General features: G+C 44.8%; 17 protein-coding genes and 2 pseudogenes. 15 read left to right on the top strand and 4 right to left on the bottom strand.

The features are described from left to right. Window positions 1-39: 39 nt before the first annotated feature. The 4 genes from E1757_RS19915 (at window position 40) to E1757_RS19900 (ending at window position 3,979) form a co-directional block, all read left to right on the top strand. Window positions 40-1,356 (top strand): ABC transporter substrate-binding protein, encoded by a 1,317-nt coding sequence (locus E1757_RS19915; protein ID WP_133231350.1) that lies wholly within the window; start codon window positions 40-42, stop codon window positions 1,354-1,356. An 81-nt stretch (window positions 1,357-1,437) separates the two neighbouring features. Then, a complete protein-coding gene (locus E1757_RS19910; RefSeq protein ID WP_133231348.1) occupies window positions 1,438-2,355 on the top strand; it encodes a carbohydrate ABC transporter permease in 918 nt (305 codons plus the stop codon). Next, entirely contained in the window at window positions 2,352-3,188 is an 837-nt protein-coding gene (locus E1757_RS19905) for a carbohydrate ABC transporter permease (RefSeq protein WP_133231346.1), read from the top strand. The genes E1757_RS19910 and E1757_RS19905 overlap by 4 nt, the downstream gene beginning before the upstream one ends. Before the next feature lie 26 nt (window positions 3,189-3,214). Then, the gene (locus E1757_RS19900; protein ID WP_133231344.1) at window positions 3,215-3,979 is read left to right on the top strand and encodes an SDR family NAD(P)-dependent oxidoreductase; all 765 of its coding nucleotides are present in this window, start codon (window positions 3,215-3,217) and stop codon (window positions 3,977-3,979) included. 69 nt (window positions 3,980-4,048) lie between these two features. Here the strand turns inward: E1757_RS19900 and E1757_RS19895 are convergent, their stop codons facing one another. Next, a complete protein-coding gene (locus E1757_RS19895) occupies window positions 4,049-6,976 on the bottom strand; it encodes a DEAD/DEAH box helicase (protein WP_133231342.1) in 2,928 nt (975 codons plus the stop codon). Then, a complete protein-coding gene (locus tag E1757_RS19890) occupies window positions 6,973-8,532 on the bottom strand; it encodes an SWIM zinc finger family protein (protein WP_133231340.1) in 1,560 nt (519 codons plus the stop codon). Before E1757_RS19890 ends, E1757_RS19895 begins: the two co-directional genes overlap by 4 nt. A 125-nt stretch (window positions 8,533-8,657) precedes the next feature. Here E1757_RS19890 and E1757_RS19885 point away from each other — a divergent pair. From E1757_RS19885 to E1757_RS19870, 5 genes and pseudogenes are all read left to right on the top strand, one after another. Beyond that, a pseudogene (locus tag E1757_RS19885) lies at window positions 8,658-9,433 on the top strand (Fic family protein). 276 nt (window positions 9,434-9,709) lie between these two features. Continuing rightward, complete coding sequence (locus tag E1757_RS19880) at window positions 9,710-10,978, top strand: DEAD/DEAH box helicase (RefSeq protein WP_133231338.1); 1,269 nt, start codon at window positions 9,710-9,712, stop codon at window positions 10,976-10,978. Between the two features lie 188 nt (window positions 10,979-11,166). Beyond that, window positions 11,167-11,511 (top strand): DUF2726 domain-containing protein, encoded by a 345-nt coding sequence (locus E1757_RS35885; RefSeq protein ID WP_165972189.1) that lies wholly within the window; start codon window positions 11,167-11,169, stop codon window positions 11,509-11,511. Window positions 11,512-11,584: 73 nt separating this feature from the next. Further along, entirely contained in the window at window positions 11,585-11,914 is a 330-nt protein-coding gene (locus tag E1757_RS19875; RefSeq protein ID WP_133231336.1) for a nucleotide pyrophosphohydrolase, read from the top strand. A 19-nt stretch (window positions 11,915-11,933) separates the two neighbouring features. Continuing rightward, window positions 11,934-13,886: a DUF2075 domain-containing protein gene (locus tag E1757_RS19870; protein WP_133231334.1), complete on the top strand. Its 1,953-nt coding sequence runs from the start codon at window positions 11,934-11,936 to the stop codon at window positions 13,884-13,886. A gap of 86 nt (window positions 13,887-13,972) precedes the next feature. On the opposite strand, the gene E1757_RS19865 is transcribed toward E1757_RS19870, so the two are convergent. After that, on the bottom strand, window positions 13,973-14,236 hold the full coding sequence (locus E1757_RS19865; RefSeq protein WP_246079323.1) for a helix-turn-helix domain-containing protein: 264 nt from the start codon (window positions 14,234-14,236) through the stop codon (window positions 13,973-13,975). A 172-nt stretch (window positions 14,237-14,408) separates the two neighbouring features. Between E1757_RS19865 and E1757_RS19860 the strand changes: the two genes are divergently transcribed. Together E1757_RS19860 and E1757_RS19855 are read left to right on the top strand one after the other, a co-directional pair. Continuing rightward, window positions 14,409-14,687, top strand: coding sequence for a hypothetical protein (locus E1757_RS19860; RefSeq protein ID WP_133231332.1), 279 nt, complete (start codon window positions 14,409-14,411; stop codon window positions 14,685-14,687). A 71-nt stretch (window positions 14,688-14,758) separates the two neighbouring features. Continuing rightward, on the top strand, window positions 14,759-15,076 hold the full coding sequence (locus E1757_RS19855) for a hypothetical protein (RefSeq protein ID WP_133231330.1): 318 nt from the start codon (window positions 14,759-14,761) through the stop codon (window positions 15,074-15,076). A gap of 112 nt (window positions 15,077-15,188) precedes the next feature. On the opposite strand, the gene E1757_RS19850 is transcribed toward E1757_RS19855, so the two are convergent. After that, on the bottom strand, window positions 15,189-15,413 hold the full coding sequence (locus E1757_RS19850; protein WP_133231328.1) for a helix-turn-helix domain-containing protein: 225 nt from the start codon (window positions 15,411-15,413) through the stop codon (window positions 15,189-15,191). A 109-nt stretch (window positions 15,414-15,522) separates the two neighbouring features. Between E1757_RS19850 and E1757_RS36915 the strand changes: the two genes are divergently transcribed. The 4 genes and pseudogenes from E1757_RS36915 to E1757_RS19835 form a co-directional block, all read left to right on the top strand. Then, window positions 15,523-15,657, top strand: a complete 135-nt coding sequence (locus E1757_RS36915; protein ID WP_281282512.1) for a hypothetical protein — start codon at window positions 15,523-15,525, stop codon at window positions 15,655-15,657. 90 nt (window positions 15,658-15,747) lie between these two features. Further along, window positions 15,748-16,011 (top strand): type II toxin-antitoxin system Phd/YefM family antitoxin, encoded by a 264-nt coding sequence (locus tag E1757_RS19845; protein ID WP_133231326.1) that lies wholly within the window; start codon window positions 15,748-15,750, stop codon window positions 16,009-16,011. Then, window positions 16,008-16,322: a type II toxin-antitoxin system RelE/ParE family toxin gene (locus E1757_RS19840; protein WP_133231324.1), complete on the top strand. Its 315-nt coding sequence runs from the start codon at window positions 16,008-16,010 to the stop codon at window positions 16,320-16,322. The genes E1757_RS19845 and E1757_RS19840 overlap by 4 nt, the downstream gene beginning before the upstream one ends. A gap of 179 nt (window positions 16,323-16,501) precedes the next feature. Continuing rightward, window positions 16,502-17,845: pseudogene (locus tag E1757_RS19835) on the top strand (IS1182 family transposase); the annotation flags it as partial. Window positions 17,846-17,975: the final 130 nt, after the last annotated feature.

Raw genomic sequence — 17,975 nt, 5'->3', positions numbered from 1 at the left:
GAAGTACAAATTATTGTTTTATAGCGGAGGTAAAAAAAGATGAAAAAAACCTTATTACTTGCACTTATTTTTATTATTTTGTTACAGCTTGCAGCATGCGGCAGACCGGATGCTCCTCAAGAAAAGGCCGACAATAATGCCGGTTCGAAGCAAGTTACTTTGCGTTATTCCTGGTGGGGATCGGATGACCGGAATAAGGCGATCTTAGCCGCTATTGACGCATACCAAAAGCTGAACCCTAATGTGAAAATAGAAGGGGAATACGGTGCCTTTGCGCAGTATTACCAAAAGCTGCTGGCCCAGTTAGCAGGCGGCACGGCTCCGGATATCGTTTCGGTTGACTATAAATGGGTGCCGGATCTGATTGCTAACGGCAAGCCTTTTGTAGATATGAATACGATGAAAGATAAAATCGATATGTCCGGACTCGATATGAAATTTGCGGCGGCTCAAGGCGGCGACGGAAAATATTTGCTGGGTCTTCCTCTCGGCATCAACGGTATGGGGTTGCTGTACAATAAAAAGGCGCTTACTGATGCAGGAATTGATATTAATAATAACTGGGACTGGGATGCATTAATGGCAGCCGGTACGAAGCTGCATCAAGCCGATAAAACGAAATACATGATGTTTTTAAATAATGACCACTATATTTATTTGTTAAAGACACAGCTGAAACAAAAAACGGGAAACAACATTATTAACGATGACGGCTCGCTTGGTTTTTCAAGACAAGACCTTGTCGATGTGTTTACCTATATTAAAAACATGCTTGATAACGGTGTGATTCCTCCGTTTCCGGAAGCGGTTCAGTATGAAAGTGTTTATGCGGATCAAACTCCGGGCTGGTTAAATGGAACATACTCTGTATATCCGACTTCCGCGTCCAAGATTCCTTCTATAGAAGCCGCGTCGAAATTTGATGTGGATGTTGCAAGATACCCTGTTGCCAAAGACGCTAAAAATCCGGGTATTATCACATCGCCTTCCATGTTATTGACGATAAATTCCAAATCGCCCAATATCGATGAATCGGCAAAGTTTATCAGCTGGTTCATGAACAGCAAGGAAGCCGCTTTAATCTTGAAGGATGTGAACGGGGTACCGGCTGTGCAACCGACGGCCAAATTGCTCGAGGAGCAAAAGCTCATTAATCCCAATATTGCTAAAATGGTGGAGCAAGCGCTGCCTTTTGCGGGAACTCCTGAGAACAGTCTTAGTGTGAATGCGGAAATCGATACGATTTTAAAAGATTATGTTCATAAGCTGGGCTATCAAAAACTAACTCCTGAACAGACGGCAGACGGGCTCATAAAAGATGTAACAAGCAAAATAAAAGAAGTGAACAAGAAGTAACATAGCTCGACTGTTTCAGGCCGGGAGCTGCTCCGCAGCTCCTAATTTTTATCAAGTATTTGTTTAGAAGGGTTGATTCCGATGAACAGTACCGCGTTAGAGAAAACAAAACGGATAAAGAAGCAAAGTTTGATAGGATTGCTTTATGTAGCTCCCTGGCTGATCGGTTTTCTGGTCTTTCAACTGTATCCGTTCATCCTGTCGTTCGTTTATTCATTTACAGATTTCTCCATTCTCAAACCGATGAAGTTTGTAGGCTTTGATAACTATATTTACATGTTTACGGAAGACCAAAAATTTCTGCAGTCGTTAAAGGTAACCTTTCTTTATGTTCTTATGTCTGTCCCCAGTAAACTGATATTTGCATTAATTATAGCCATGTTGTTAAACATGAAGTTGAAATTAATCAGTGTTTTCAGAACAACCTACTATTTGCCTTCTATCTTGGGCGGGAGTATTGCCATATCGATTTTGTGGGGATTTTTGTTTAATTCGACGGGACTCGTAAATTTATTTCTTTCCAAGCTGCATATTCATGCAATCAATTGGCTGGGCGATCCGGGTATAGCTTTGTTTACCATAAGTTTGCTGGCAGTATGGCAGTTCGGATCGTCAATGGTATTATTTCTGGCGGGCTTAAAACAAATACCGAATGAACTATATGAAGCTGCAACAGTCGACGGAGCTTCTAAAGTAAGAGTGTTTTTTCAAATTACATTGCCCCTTATTACACCTATCGTCTTTTTTAACCTTATTATGCAAATGATACATGCGTTTCAGGAATTTACACCAGCCTATGTAATTACCCATGGAGGCCCGTTGGAATCGACGTATTTATATGGGCTAATGCTATATGAGAATGCGTTTAAATTTACAAAAATGGGATATGCCTCATCACAGTCTTGGATTCTGTTTATCATTATTTTGATTTTTACAGTAGGGATATTCAAGTCTTCCAAATACTGGACATTTTATGAGGATGGAGAAGATTCAAAATGACAAAAAATTTAAATAGAGGGTTAATCTATTTATTGCTAATAGGTATAGGGGTTATTATGATCTATCCGCTTTTCTGGATTTTAGCTTCTTCCTTCAAATCAAATGATGAAATTTTCACAAATGTCGGTCTTATACCTTCTAATTTCACAATAGATTCCTATATCAAGGGTTGGGCGGGCAGCGGGCAATATTCGTACAGCACGTTTTTTCTCAACACGTTTGAACTTGTTGTACCAACCGTTGTATTTACGATTATATCAAGCTGTATTGTTGCCTATGGTTTTGCAAGATTTCATTTTCCTTTTAAAAAGACGATGTTTTCTTTGGTTATCGCAACATTGATGCTGCCAAATGAGGTAATCATCATACCGAGGTATATTTTATTTAAAAATTTTGGATGGCTGAATACATATAATCCCTTTATTATACCTGCCTTGTTTGGCACGTACTCCTTCTTTGTATTTATGATGCTGCAATTTATTCGCGGGATTCCTAAAGAACTGGACGAGTCTGCCAGAATCGACGGGTGTAACTCTTTCACAATACTATGGAAAATCATAATGCCCTTGTGTACACCGGCTATATTTTCTATAGCCATATTTCAATTTGTTTGGCGATGGAACGATTTCTTAAACGTCCTGATTTATGTTAACAGCGTTAAGAAATTCCCTGTTTCTTTGGCGCTTAGAATGTCGATGGATGTTACAGGAAATGTAGCATGGAACCAGCTTATGGCCATGTCGATCGTTTGTTTGATACCGCCTGTGATCATTTTTTTCCTTGCACAAAGGTATTTTGTTGAAGGTATTGCTACGACAGGAATTAAGGGTTAAAAGTCGGGAGAATAATAGGGGTAGATATGAGTAAAAAAATGTTTGATATAACAAACAAAATAGCGCTGGTAGTCGGCGGCGGAGGGGGAATCGGGGGAGCTTCCGCTTTAAGTATGGCTGAATTCGGGGCAACCATCGTTGTAGCCGACCTCAATCTGGTTGCGGCAGAAGAACAAGCCCATCAAATTGAGAAGCTGGGCGGACGCGCAATGCCTCTGCATGTCGACATCACATCTCCGGCGCAAGTAGAACGCATGGCGGAGCTCACGATTAGCGAATTCGGAAAAATTGATATCCTGTTAAACAGTACGGGGGCCACGGTAAGAAAGCCGCTTCTGGACATGACGACGGAGGAATGGAATCACGTGCTGAATGTCAATCTGACCGGGGCGTTTCACCTGAGCAAAGCGATTGGACGGGAAATGATCAATAAGCATCGCGGCAAAATCATTCATATTGCTTCCACAGGCGGGATTAGAGCGGGAGCTAACTTCTCCGTGTATGGAGCCAGCAAAGCGGCTTTGATTCATATGGTCAAAGGGCTGGCGCTGGAATGGGCCCCATATAAAATCAATGTGAATGCGATTGCCCCGACGGCGACAGAAACGAATTTTACGGCAGCGTATTACGCCGAGAATCCCGATAAAAAAGAAAAGACAGTCAAAAACCATCCTTTCGGAAGAATCGGTCGGCTGGATGATTACGTTGGGGCGGCCGTGTATCTTGCTTCTCCCGCTTCGGATTTCGTAAACGGAGAGGTCATCGTCATCGACAGCGGAAAAACCATTTGAATAGGTGACAAAGGGGCTATCCTATGCGGGAATAGCCCCTTTGATGCGGAAAACGGTTGAGGCCGCATATCACCAAGATTGCCGAAGCGTAAACAAATCGCGCAGCTCCTCATTGGACAGTTCCGTAATCCAGCTTTCCGAGGTGGAGATTACGTTCTCGCTCAAGCTCATCTTGCTCTCCAGCATCTCGTCGATCTTCTCCTCAAGGGTACCGACGGAGATGAACTTATGCACCTGCACATTGCGCTTTTGTCCCATCCGGTAGGCGCGGTCGGTGGCCTGATTTTCAACGGCGGGGTTCCACCAGCGGTCGAAATGGAATACGTGGTTGGCCGCCGTCAAGTTAAGGCCGACTCCGCCGGCTTTCAACGAAAGGACAAAAATGCCGGCTCCGTCTGCCGCTTGGAACTTGTCGATCATCTTATCGCGTTCCACTTTGGGCGTACTGCCGTTCAGGTACAGCACGGGCTCGTTCCGATGCGTCCGCAGCACATCGGCCATCATGCGGCCCATGCCTACGTACTGGGTGAAGATCAGGCAGGAATCTCCCTCGTCCCGGAGCTCGTCGACCATCGCAACAAGCCGCTCCAGCTTCGCGGACCTCATGATGAACGACTCCCGCTGTTCTTCGGACTGCAGCGCTTCCTCCGATAGCTCGGCTTCCTTCGCCCACAGCGCAGGGTGATCGCATAGCTGCTTAAGCTGGGTCAGAGCTGCGAGGATGGCTCCTTTTCGCTCAATTCCTTCCAGCTTGTTCATCCGCTCCATAAGATCCTTGACCGCCTGCTCATAGAATGCTCCTTGCTCGGCGGTGAGGTTGATATAGACCTTCATCTCCTGCTTGTCCGGCAGATCCAGCTGGATAGCGGGATCCTTCTTGGTACGGCGCAGCATGAAGGGCTTGACGAGCTTCTGGAGCTGCACGGTGCGCTCCTCATCATGATGCTTCTCGATAGGATTGGCAAATCGATGCTGGAACCCGCGCTGATTCCCCAGGTAACCGGGATTGAGGAAGTCGTAGATGGACCACAGCTCCGACAACCGGTTCTCAATCGGCGTTCCCGTCAGTGCAATGCGGTGCCGCGCTTGGATGGAGCGGACGGCGGCCGATTGTTTGTTTTGCGCGTTTTTGATGTTCTGGGCTTCGTCCAGACATAGAGAGCTCCACAACATTTGCTGCAGCATCTCTTGATCCAACAGCGCAGTCGTATAAGAAGTAATGACAATGTCCGTATCTTTCAAAACAGCGGAAAGCGCCTCGGCGTCTAACCGTCCCTTCCCGTAATGAAGCAAAACCTTCAGATCGGGAGCGAAGCGGGCAAGCTCCTTCTGCCAGTTGCCAAGCACCGAGGTCGGACAGATGAGCAGGGCGGGGGACTCGGATTGTGCCTGGTGATGCAGTAAATAAGCGATGAATTGAATCGTTTTGCCGAGTCCCATGTCATCGGCCAAACAGGCGCCAAGTCCGAACCTTCGAAGAAAGCTCAGCCAAGTGAAGCCTTCACGCTGGTAGCCGCGCAGCTCGGCGCGCAGCCCGTCCGGTACGGCAAGCTCTTTTAATTCGGAGGGCTGTCCGAGCTGACGGAGCAGCGCCAGGAGGTGCGAGTTTAGCTCAACCTCCAGCTTGAGCTGCTCTTCTTCGTCTTCCGCGGCTTCGCCGGCTGTACGCCCATTCCCCGACGGGTTCTCTTGCTCCTGTTCGCTTAACAGGTGCAGCTGAAGAACATCCTGCAAGGACAAGCCTTCTTCCGGGTTCACGCTTGCCATGAGCCTCCGGATCTGCTCCAGTAATGCGGGGTCCAGGTAAACCCACTCCCCGCGAAAGCGGATAAGCCGTTCGTTGCGGCTGAGCAGCTCGGCGAATTCGGCTTCATTCAGATCGGCGTCGCCGATGGCAACCCGCCAGTCGAAGTCGACAAGCGAATTGAGCCCGAATAACGACTCGCCCCTGCCTCCGGCCCCGGACGCTACCTGCGCGCGCAGACGCGGCTTCCGTTTCGAAGCGGCCTCCCACCAGCCGGGCAGCATGACGCTCCAGCCGTCGCTCAGCAATTGGCGGCTGTCGGCGGTCAGGAACCGCCAAGCGGCTTCGTCGCTTAACGGCTCCGCGAAGAGGTCGCCGCCGCTGTGACCGCCGGGCAGCGCGGCGGCGATCCTTGCTGCCCATCCGGGAGAGCGCTCCCGGATGATAGGGCTCCATTCGCCGGGCCAGGTGCCGTATGCCTGCCCGTCTGAAGTCAGGCGAACCGGCGCGAGCGCCGAGCCTTCGCTTTTATCCTGCAGCACCAGCCGGAGGCGCCAATCGTGCTGCTCTTCATCCGGCTCCAGCAGCTGCAATACCGGGCGAAAAGGAGCCGTGTCCGGCTTCCAGCCGAGGGCTACGAGCCATTCCTCCTCCGTTAACGCATCGATTGAGGCGGCGGCCGCCTGGGATCCTTGAAACAGCATGGGATAATTCCGCCGAAGCTCGGACACGGCGGCTTCGTCCGCATAATGCTCCGCAGAAACAGCGGCGGAAAAGGCCGAGCGTAAACCGGATAATTCCTCGCCCGAGGCATCCAGGCTTTTCAGCTTATCCCAATCCATCTCTGCCAGTTCCTCGTTTCCCGCTTCCCATGTCCATTGCAGTCTTCCGTTCCGAAACGAGCTGTAGCTTGGCGAATAACGGCCTGCTTTGGCTTCTCCGTACAGGGGGGGCGCCGCCTTAAGCAATTCCTTGACGGCTTCGTCTCCGCCTTCCCATCGGAGAATGTCCATGAAATTCGGCTCGGCGAAGAAGGGGAGCACCATTTCCGCAGGGAGCACCGTCACTGTCAGCTCCCCGGCCCGCTGCAGCTCCAGCATGGTTCCGTAGTACGACGGTTCGTGCCAAGCGAACATGATTTTGCGGAATCTTTCGCCGGGAACCTCGTTTCCGTCCTGAAGCCCCCATAGCAAGGCATCCCCGCTCTCGGTCAGAATCATATGCAAGGTCATATCGTACAATTTTATGCTCATTCCAACAGCTTTCCTTTCTTCAGTTCCTCTTGCAGCGCCCGGAGTCGGCTGTGCCGCTCCGTAAAACCGGCGAAGAAGCGATCCCAGCGTTCGACTTGCTTCATCCTTTTGTACACTTTTTGCAGCCGCTTCAACAGCTTGACCGCTACTTTATAATCATGCCGATTTTTGAGCGCGACAAAATGGTCGATGTATTGATGGTAATAGGGCAGAAGGAGCCCAGGCGCTTCTTTTTCAATCGGCTGCAGAACGCTGGCCCGATGATAGAGGGGGTCATAATCCAGAAGGATTTGCATTTCCACCCACATCTTCCAGTTTCGCTGTTCGTATAGCGTATTTTCGATGAACGGCATAGAGTGAGGCAGCATTCCTTCCAGAACGGCCCACAAATGTTTTTCAGCTTCAGGCAAATGCTCGACAGCTTCCTTCCAGTAACCCATATAGGCATGAAGCTCCTTGGGTCTCTGGCCATAGAAGAAAGAGGCTGTTTTTATCAACCAATCCACCAGGTTATCCCAATTACTGGAATCGGAAATATGATTCAGGAAAGGAAGAAACAGACTCGCCGGCGCTTTATTAAACGTACCGCCCGCTTCTAATGCCGCCCATGCTTCTCTGCTTTTGGATTGATGGAGGTACAAGTAAGCTTTCGCTGCCGAAAGAGAAGCGGCCATCGAACCGGTTGATTGCTTCTCTATGTCGTTAATCTCCTGTGATACCCAGTGGCCGGCCTCGGGCTGAGGAGATATCCAATATTTCCACATCGCCGTATACAGACCATAATCCAAATATTTATGATCGGTTTCTTCGGCCATCCGCTGTCTTACATAACTTAATGTTTGCTTAAGACGCTCTTCAGAGAGGGTGAAGTCGAGTAAGGCTGATTTCCGCTGCAACCAGATATGAATTTCATCATAAAGCCGGTATAGCGAAAAAGAAGTGTAGTAGCTTACAGTAGCTTGAGTGCTGTGTTCTTTTATTTTTCGCAGTATAAATAACTCTTGATGCAGCTCGAAATAGATCCGGTCCATCTCCGAAAAAGAAATGCCGGCTTTCCGGATTGCTTGCACCTGATGCCGCAATACGTCCGCGTAGACTCCCAGATCATAAGACGGTGTAATATGGGATGTATATTGGTCCAGGAACTGATGCCAGCCGAAAACATCTGTCTCAGGCAATTGCTTAAGCACCGAATTGGAAAAGGAAATCGAAACGGTCCGCTTGAGATGATGCTTGGCATTCACAATCTGTGAAGCCGGGTAACCCCATCGGTCGGCAAGCTCCATCATAACCGCCGCCTGATGCTTGCAGGAAGTATGAACCGGACAAGTGCAGGAGCTGGAAGCGAGCTTATTCAATTTTAGCGTAACCGAGTAGTCCTCCGAGCCTGTCACCTTCGCTTGAACCGCGCGATCCTCCGAAATGACCAGCGATATGACGCGCTGCTGCTTAAAGTAAGTAAACCCCCGGTTCAGGGTAACCTCATTAAAAGCTTTGGCTGCATGCTCAAGCAGGTACAGCCATTGCTCGTCGTTTAAAGCAGGAATAGTACTCATAGCAAAGCTCCTTGCCAAGAAATAAAGGAATCTATTTTATTATAAGTGAAACGAATATAAATACGAAATTTTTGAAAGGTTTTGAGGAATCGAGTAAAGACTAGGGACAGAGAAAATGTGATATAATGGTAATAATAGGCGGTAGACAAGGGGGGGAAGATTTGAATTTTGAAAATATTAACGTGTTAAAAAAAGAGTTGGATTTACTTGGACCTTTGCCTGCCGCCGCTGTGAGAAATTTGGATGAGGTTTACCGCGTTGAGTGGACGTATAACTCGAATGCCATTGAAGGAAATACGTTAACCTTGCTGGAAACCAAATTGGTTTTGGAAGAGGGGTTGACTATTGGCGGTAAAAAGCTCAGGGAGCATTTCGAGGTTATTAATCATTCCGAGGCGATCAGCTATGTTCAGGATATTGTAAACCGACATATGAAATATCCGAGTCTGTTATAAAGTCCATTCACCAATTAGTACTCAGGAACATCGATGATGAAAATGCCGGCCAGTATCGGATGATCAACGTCATGATTTCAGGTTCCGGACATTATCCTCCACATTTTACGGCAGTTCAAGAGAAGATGGAACAGTTGTTACACTGGTACCGCCAGCATAAGGATCAACTGCATCCGGTTGAACTGGCTGCGCGGCTGCATTTCCAGTTTGTCTTTATCCATCCTTTTACAGACGGAAACGGCCGGACGGCACGGCTGTTAATGAATCTGTTATTAATGGAAGAAGGCTTTCCGCCTGCGATTGTTAAAGCTGAAAGCGCGTCCCGGCTCAAGTATTATGAAACTTTGGAAGCAGCTAGTATGCACGGCAATTTGGACCCTTTTATCGAGTTAATTGCTGAATGTGTTGAGGATAGTTTACGAAGGTATATTGCTGTGGTGAAGTGATAAGATCATGTTTGATATAACAAAGCTTTAATGAACTTTTCGGGGGATCGCCGTAACGGATGATCCTTTTGTTTTGGATTCGTCAACTTTTATTGAGTGATATGATAAATTTGAGAGATCAAAAGTGGAGCAGGTAGAATATTGCTTCTTATTTGCATTCTTTTGTGTTATTATTACTTGTTATAACATAAAGGAACGGTTTGTGGAAACGTTACAAAAGATATGAATAAGCTGCGGATTAAGATGATTCGTATGTTTTATAATTAAGGAGACAAAATGACATTTAATGACTTGAATATTATACCCGCGATTTTAAAGGCTCTAAGCAAAGAGAACTATACGAAGCCGACACCTATACAAGAACAGGCGATCCCGGCTGTTTTAGCCGGCAGGGATTTACTGGGCTGCGCTCAAACCGGAACCGGGAAGACGGCTGCCTTTGCCGTACCGATTATCCAGCTGTTAAGCGAGCAGCCAAATAAGCCCAATACGCAGCGCCGTATTCGCTCATTGATTTTAACGCCGACAAGAGAGCTTGCTCTTCAGATTTCTGATAATATTCAAGCGTACAGCAGATACACGCATTTGCGATGTTCCGCTATCGTTGGCGGCGTTTCACAAAAAGCGCAGGAACAGTCGCTGGAGCAAGGCGTGGATATTCTGATTGCAACTCCGGGCAGACTCATCGATTTAATCAATCAAAAGCATGCTGACCTGCGTCATGTCGAAATATTAGTGCTTGATGAGGCGGACAGGATGCTCGATATGGGCTTTATTCATGATGTAAAGAAAATCATCGACAAGATGCCCTCCAAAAGACAAACGTTGTTCTTCTCGGCCACCATGCCGCCGGAAATATCCAAATTGGTTAAATCGCTGCTGGTCAATCCGGTGAAGGTAGAAATCACTCCGGTGTCTTCTACGGCGGACAGAATCAAGCAATCCGTTTATTTGGTAGATAAGGAAAACAAGCAAAGTCTGTTGAATCACCTTCTACAAGATAAATCCATTGCTTCAGCTCTGGTGTTTACTCGTACCAAGCATGGTGCTGACCGCGTTGCACGCGGGCTGGCTAAAGCGGGAATTACCGCTCAGGCCATTCATGGGGATAAATCCCAAAATGCACGTCAGAATGCATTGGGTAATTTCAAGAGCGGCGCAACGCGCGTGTTAGTGGCTACAGATATCGCGGCAAGAGGAATTGATGTTGAGGAGCTTTCCCATGTGATCAACTTCAATCTCCCTAATATTCCGGAAACCTACGTTCATCGAATTGGCCGTACCGGTAGAGCAGGGCTGAGCGGAATCGCCATCTCCTTTTGCGAAATTGAAGAAATACCGTATCTCAAGGATATTGAGAAATTGATCAGAAAGACCATTTTCGAAGTAAAAGACCATCCCTATCCGATGCTGAGTACCACTCTCCCTCTAAAGACGGTGGGAATATCGGCATCAGCAGCCTTAAAACCTGCCAAGCCCAAGGCAAATCCGAAGCCCAAGCCCAAGTCGGAGCGGTTTAGAAAAGGTAGTAAAACAAGTAGATAGACAGGTGAAGATTAGCTGAGATTCCAGAGTGAAATAACGGGCAGTCTTCCTTGCAGTTTCTAGGATGGCACAATGAAAATCTTGTATAGATGTAATAATACCTGAACCCTCTCTAAGCTGCGCTTGGGAGGTTTTTTTATGCAAACATATGCTTGCTAACATATTGAGTGTCGCTGAGATGTTGTATAATGGTAGAACAACCCGTTAAAAAAAGGAATTTCCAGTTGAATTGTGGAATAAGTCGTAAGTACTATTTTCCAGTGTTCGTCAATAGGGAGGGCTTGCCTTTCGCACATTGTAATACTGGGTTACAAGCTGGCCATAAGTTAAATAAACAACCTCTGCTAATAGTAGAAGTAGATGGATTCGCCTATCATGAGAACAATCCTGAGCAATTGAGAAGAGACGGATTAAAAAATAGTATCTTGAGTAAGCATGAAATTCCTTACATACGCTTTCCAACTACAGGTAGTGGGGAGAAAGAGAAGTTGAGGAATAAATTGAATGAGGTATTGAAGGATGTTTATGGATGAATCGGTTTCAGCTGAGCCATAAGTCTTGAAATTTCACAATAAGTAAGAAAATGAATATAGTGAGGTGTCCTCCATGGAACATATAATAAAAAAAATAATAAAATTCCGCGATGCAAGAGACTGGAAACAGTTTCATAACTCTAAAGATTTAGCTATTTCATTGTCTTTAGAGGCGAGCGAATTACTTGAAAATTTTCAATGGAAAAGCAGTGAAGCTGCACTCCTCGAGAATAGGGAAGAAATTAAAGATGAATTAGCGGATGTCATGATTTATGCTTTAATGATGGCACATGATTTAGATATCAATATCGAATCCGCTATTTTTGATAAATTGAAGAAAAATGAAGTAAAGTATCCTGTCGAAAAATTCAAAGGTACCTCCAAAAAGTATACAGAGGGCTGAGAACAGAGGTTTTAACTCGATGATTATTTATGAAGCAACTAAAGAAGAGTTTATGAACCACGTAACCGAGGATAGTATCGCTGTAAAGATTTATGAGGCATTTGTGGAGAAAATAGGCGGTACTTCTAAGAGTGAAATTAACTCGTGGAACAACTCCATGAATTATATGTATAAGGTTCTAAATACGCCTTTGATCCCCGATGATATAGCTGTTGCGATTGAATACAAGGTGCCGGCTACTTCACGAAGAATTGATTTTATATTGTCCGGACTCGATGAAAATGATAGATATTCCGTTGTCATCATTGAATTAAAACAATGGCAAAGCTTAAGTTTGGTAGAGAATAAAGATGGAATAGTCCAAACTTTTATCGGGAACAGAATGGTTAATCAGCCCCATCCATCCTACCAAGCGTGGTCCTATGCTAGATTGATTTCGGAATATAATGAAACTGTACAAAATGAGCCGATCTTCTTGTATCCTTGTGCTTATTTACATAATTATATTCAAGCTGAGAATGACCCCCTCACCAATGAGCTGTATCAGAACTATTTAATGGAGGCGCCGGTTTTTACTAAGGGAGATGCACTAAAACTTAGGGGCTTTATTTCTTTATATATTAAAAAAACGGATCGAAAAAAATCGCTTTATCTTATTGAACACGGGAAGATCAAACCCTCCAAATCATTGCAAGACGCATTACTGAAAATGCTCGACGGAAATGAAGAGTTTGTTATGATTGATGAGCAGAAAGTTGTCTATGAGACAGCCGTACAAATGGCTGCCAAAGCTCAAACTGGTGATAAAAAACAAGTGCTTATTGTAGTGGGGGGACCAGGGACCGGCAAATCTGTACTTGGAATTAATTTGTTAGTGAAATTGACATCTAAAGAGCTGGTTTGCCAATATGTTACCAAAAATAGTGCCCCTAGAGAGGTTTACACTAAAAAGCTACAGCAAAATTATAAAAAATCTGTTATCAATAATTTGTTCAAGGGCTCAGGTGTATTTTACGAATCTTTACCGAATGAATTTGATGTATTAATTGTTGATGAAGCTCATCGACTCAATGAGAAGTCAGGCTTATTTAAAAATAAAGGTGAAAACCAAATGAAGGAAATTATTCGAGCCTCAAAATTTTCAGTATTCTTTATTGATGAATACCAAAAAATTTCGATGCATGATATTGGTAATAAAGAACTGATCAAGCAGTTTGCGCTTTTGCATAATGCCGAGGTCGTGGAAATGGAATTAGAATCTCAGTTTCGATGCAACGGTTCGGACGGATATGTAGCTTGGTTGGATGATGTGTTGGAAATTCGAAAGACGGCTAATTTTGACGGATTTGATTTTGAATATGATTTTAAAATATTTGATGATCCTAATGAGCTCCGGGAAGAGATTTATGAAAGAAATCGATTCAATAATAAAGCAAGAATACTCGCCGGATATTGCTGGGATTGGAAAAAAGAAGGCAAAGGGAACAGCAAGGTTTACGATATAGCGATCGAAGAACATCATTTTTATATGAGCTGGAATTTAAACAACACAACCACCTGGGCGATAGATCCGGATTCTGTAGAGCAGGCCGGCTGCATTCACACTTCTCAAGGCCTTGAGTTTGATTATGTTGGGATCATCATAGGTGAGGACATGCGATGCCAAGATGGGAGAATCATAACAGATCCGTTTAAACGCGCGAACACCGACAAATCACTTTCCGGATTTAAATCATTATATAAGAAAAATAAGAAAGAAGCGCTTGAGATTGCGGACCAAATTATCAAGAATACCTACCGAACATTAATGACGAGGGGGATGAAGGGCTGCTATATTTATTGTGTTGATCCATATTTAAATCATTATTTTACTCAGAGAATGCGCAAAAAACAGAAAACCATCTTTATGCCATATATGGATAATTCGCTAAAAGTAGCAGAGAAATCAAACATTTATGAGACGACAGAGTGACGGAGTAATTTTGCCGCCGCGCTGTATGTATGCTGCAATAATAAAAGAGCGAAACGTTAAGGTTATAGCCCTTACCGTTTCGCTCTTTATTCGTTATTGATCCTTTTCCGCTCTTTGTACTCTACCTCAACTAATTTGAAGAAATCGGAAGGGCTGATCTTTAATCCCTCACAAATTTCAAATATTTTGCTGACAGAAGGTTCGTTCCGGCCGACCTCAATCATGGAGATGTAAGACCTGTCCACATCGCAAGCGAAAGCTAAATCCTCTTGGCTCATGCCTTGTTTAAGTCTCGTAGCTTTGATGATTTTTCCGATGATCTGTTTTAAGATAACGGGCTGACTGCTCAACGGGAAAATTCTCCTTTTAAGACCATTATCAATTTGATATAATAACTAACAACAGATAAAGTATTCAACAAAATGTAAAAAATATACATATTCGAAAAATAAGGAATTAATCTTTGTGGAGGAGTTGGTACGCATTTGCGTATAATATTCATCTTTGGTGGAGGGGTTACATATGAGTTTAGAGCAAGACTGGATAAAAGAGACGGTGATCCGAAGATTCGATGAACTGGCCGGAATGGCAGAACGTCTTGAAGATGTAGCCCGATTAATCGATCAAGCAGAGGCCATAGAGAAGCAATTGAAGGATGTATTGGATCGGACCAATCAGCGATGTATCACAGATTTGTTAGACTTATCTACGCAGCATTGTGCCATGCAGAAGGAATGGCTTTATATTAAAGGGGTTCAGGATGGAATGAAGCTGCTCCATTTTATAATGATATCCAGATAAATGGTGGTAAAGGAGCTTAATTAACGGACGTTTATTGCGTAGCCACACTCTATTTTATGGTGGTGATTGGCATGGAAGAAGTTCGTACTACAGAGGACCTAATGGAACAGATTGCAACCATGAACAGAGAAAACTCTGTTCGTCAGATATTTATTCCTGGTAAAGGGAAATTTACGATTGTTCTGCAGGAAGAAGATCATGAGTCTATTGCCGCGGATGTAGAGGCAAATCCAAACCTAAAACAGATGATCAATGAAAGTTTGGATGCATACAATCAAGGGAAGTTCATGACCACGACTGAATTGGTAAAAACCTTATCTCCGAAAGACTTTGCTTTCACGAGTTCTCATCAAGAAGTTCAGGATTTATTACAAAACCATTGGAAGTGACATTGTTATTGCGGCCGTGCTGTTTCCTGGTGAGCTGTGAACGATTATTGATTTAAAGTATTATTTTCGTTCTGGAGTAAGAAGGCAGCTGCGTAACTGCAGCTGCTCTTTTTCAATCCTCCCCAACCTCAACCAATTCCAAAATCTCCCCAATATCGCTGATGCTTAAGGCTTCAGCGATTTTTTCTATATGCGCAAAGTTGATATTGGAACGTTTGCCATTTGAAAGCTCGCTTAACGCGGCGTGTCTAACGTCAGCCAAGCGGGACAATTCCCTCAAGGACATGCCGCTTTGTTTTAGCAGCTCGGTTATTTTTACTACGACCTTCTTTGTCATCCGGAACCTCCCCAAGTGAACGTTGACTATACGCGATAATGTACCATACAATTATATTTTATATTGGTACGCATTTGCGTATAATATTCATCTTTGACGGGGGGATCATATGAACTTTGAGCAAGATTGGATTAGAGAGACGGTGATCCGAAGGTTCGATGAGTTGGCCGGACGGGCCGAACGCTTTGAAGATGTAGCCCGATTAGTTGGTCAGGCAGATGCCATAGAGAAGTTGTTCATTTGAAAGCCAATAAGGAGTACTTTTAAAAGATCATTGAAGATGTATCGTAATTTTGATAAAATATCGATAAAGTATACGATGAGGTGATTTGAAATGCCTACAATTAGACCAAGTTCAGACTTGAGGAACAAATACAACGAAATTTCCGAATTTTGCCATAAGTATGATGAGCCTGTTTACATCACAAAGAATGGTCACGGAGATTTGGCGGTTATGAGTATAGAGACATATGAGAAGCTCGTCAGTAAATTTGAATTATACAAGTTGCTTGATGAAGGCATGGAGGCTATGAAAGAAAATAAAGTAAGACCTTTTCGTAATGCCCTTCAAGACATTCAAAAGGAATTCACGAAGTGAGAAGGTACAATATCGTTATTACTGAGCCTGCTGAGGCCGATTTGCGAGGAATTGCCGAATATATTGCATTAGAATTGAAGGAGCCATCTACCGCTCAAAATTTGATTACAAAAATCGGAGAATTCATATTTGAGTTGGAGATAATGCCGTATAGATATGCGTTAGTTAACGATGAACGGTTAGCTTCGCAAGGAATCCGAATGTTATTGGTCGATAACTACATCGTTTTCTATGTAGTTTCTGAAACCCATGACTCGGTAACGGTCATTAGAATTGTATATGGCAAGCGGGAGTGGAGCAGAATATTATAAAATTTTGAGCTAGAGGTAAGGCTGTCCTCTCAACAGTTTAGGGTCCCCTATAAGGTAGACAGGTAAAAAAACCTGCTGCCTGCAAGAGGCCACTGAAAAAGTCCATTCATATGAAAAAGGTACAGTCCTTCAAGAAAATGAAGGAATCTGTACCTTTTTTGCCGAATAAATAAGGCATCACGTTCATATATGAGGAACTGGAAGCAAAATATTGTTTGGACAATGGACGTAACGCCATTGACCCCATTCGCATGTTTAAATATCTCCTGCTGAAAGCCATCTTTGAACTTTCTGATGTAGACATTGTCGAGCGCTCTAAGTATGATCTGTCGTTCAAATATTTCCTGGGGATGGCGCCGGAGGATTCGGTTATTGACCCGAGTTCCTTAACGAAATTTCGCAAGCTGCGGTTAAAAGACATCAACCTGTTAGACACGCTTATCGGGAAGACGGTAGCCCTCGCCATCGAGAAGGAAATCATGAAAAGTAACTCTATTATCGTTGACGCTACGCATTCGAAAGCGCGCTATAACCAGAAGTCRCCGCGGGAAATCCTGCAAGATCGTGCACGGAAACTGCGGAAGGCCGTTTACGCCATGGATGAATCGGTCCAAATTCGCATGCCGGCCAAGAACACGAGCGACGTGCTTGAGGACGAAATTGCGTACTGCCAAAAACTTATTACCTTCATCGAGATGGAATCGGGAGTCGCTCAAGTACCGAAGATTACGGAGCCGCTGAACCTGCTGAAGGAGACTGTCGAGGATGATGTGGAGCAGCTTCGCCTGGCGGCCGACCCCGATGCGCGTATGGGACACAAGAGCGCGGACTCCGCATTCTTTGGCTACAAGACGCATCTGGCCATGACCGAAGAACGAATCATTACGGCAGCTGTGATTACGACGGGCGAGAAGAATGATGGCAAGCAACTGCAGGCACTGGTCGAAAAGAGCCAAGCGGCGGGCATGGAGGTCAAAACCGTCATTGGCGATACCGCATACTCTGAAAAGGATAACCTGGCCTACGCGAAACACAACGAGATTGAACTTGTAGCAAAACTTAATCCACTTATTACGCAAGGAGCTCGCAAGAAAGAGGACGAATTTCTGTTCAACAAAGATGCTGGCATGTATGTGTGCAAGGCGGGTCATATGGCTATCCGAAAGGCTCGGCAAGGCAAGAAAGAGGTTGGCACGAACCAAACGGACACCTACTTTTTCGACATCGAGAAATGCAAGCGTTGTCCGCTGAAGGAAGGCTGCTACAAAGAGGGCGCCAAAAGCAAAACCTACTCTGTGAGCATTAAGTCTGACGAGCATTCGGAACAAATGGCGTTCCAAGAAACGGAGTATTTCAAAGCAAAAGCCAAGGAACGCTACAAAATAGAAGCCAAAAACAGTGAACTCAAACACGGACACGGGTACGATGTAGCCACATCCTCGGGTTTGCTTGGTATGCAATTGCAAGGAGCCATGGCCATATTTGCAGTGAATCTCAAGCGAATATTGAAATTAACGGATTGAAATTTAGGGTTGATATCCCCGAATAGGATCAAAAAAAAGAAGACATCTCCCCAAAAAAATTGGGTAGATGTCTTCTTTGATTATGAATTTGCCGCCGAAGAAGAAAAACAGTAAGTTCTTCAGTGGCCTC

This window comes from Paenibacillus piri, assembly GCF_004354045.1.
Taxonomy (GTDB): Bacteria; Bacillota; Bacilli; order Paenibacillales; family NBRC-103111; genus Paenibacillus_S; species Paenibacillus_S piri.
The sequence above is the reverse complement of the archived record's forward strand: the minus strand, read 5'-3'. Positions and strand labels throughout refer to the sequence as shown.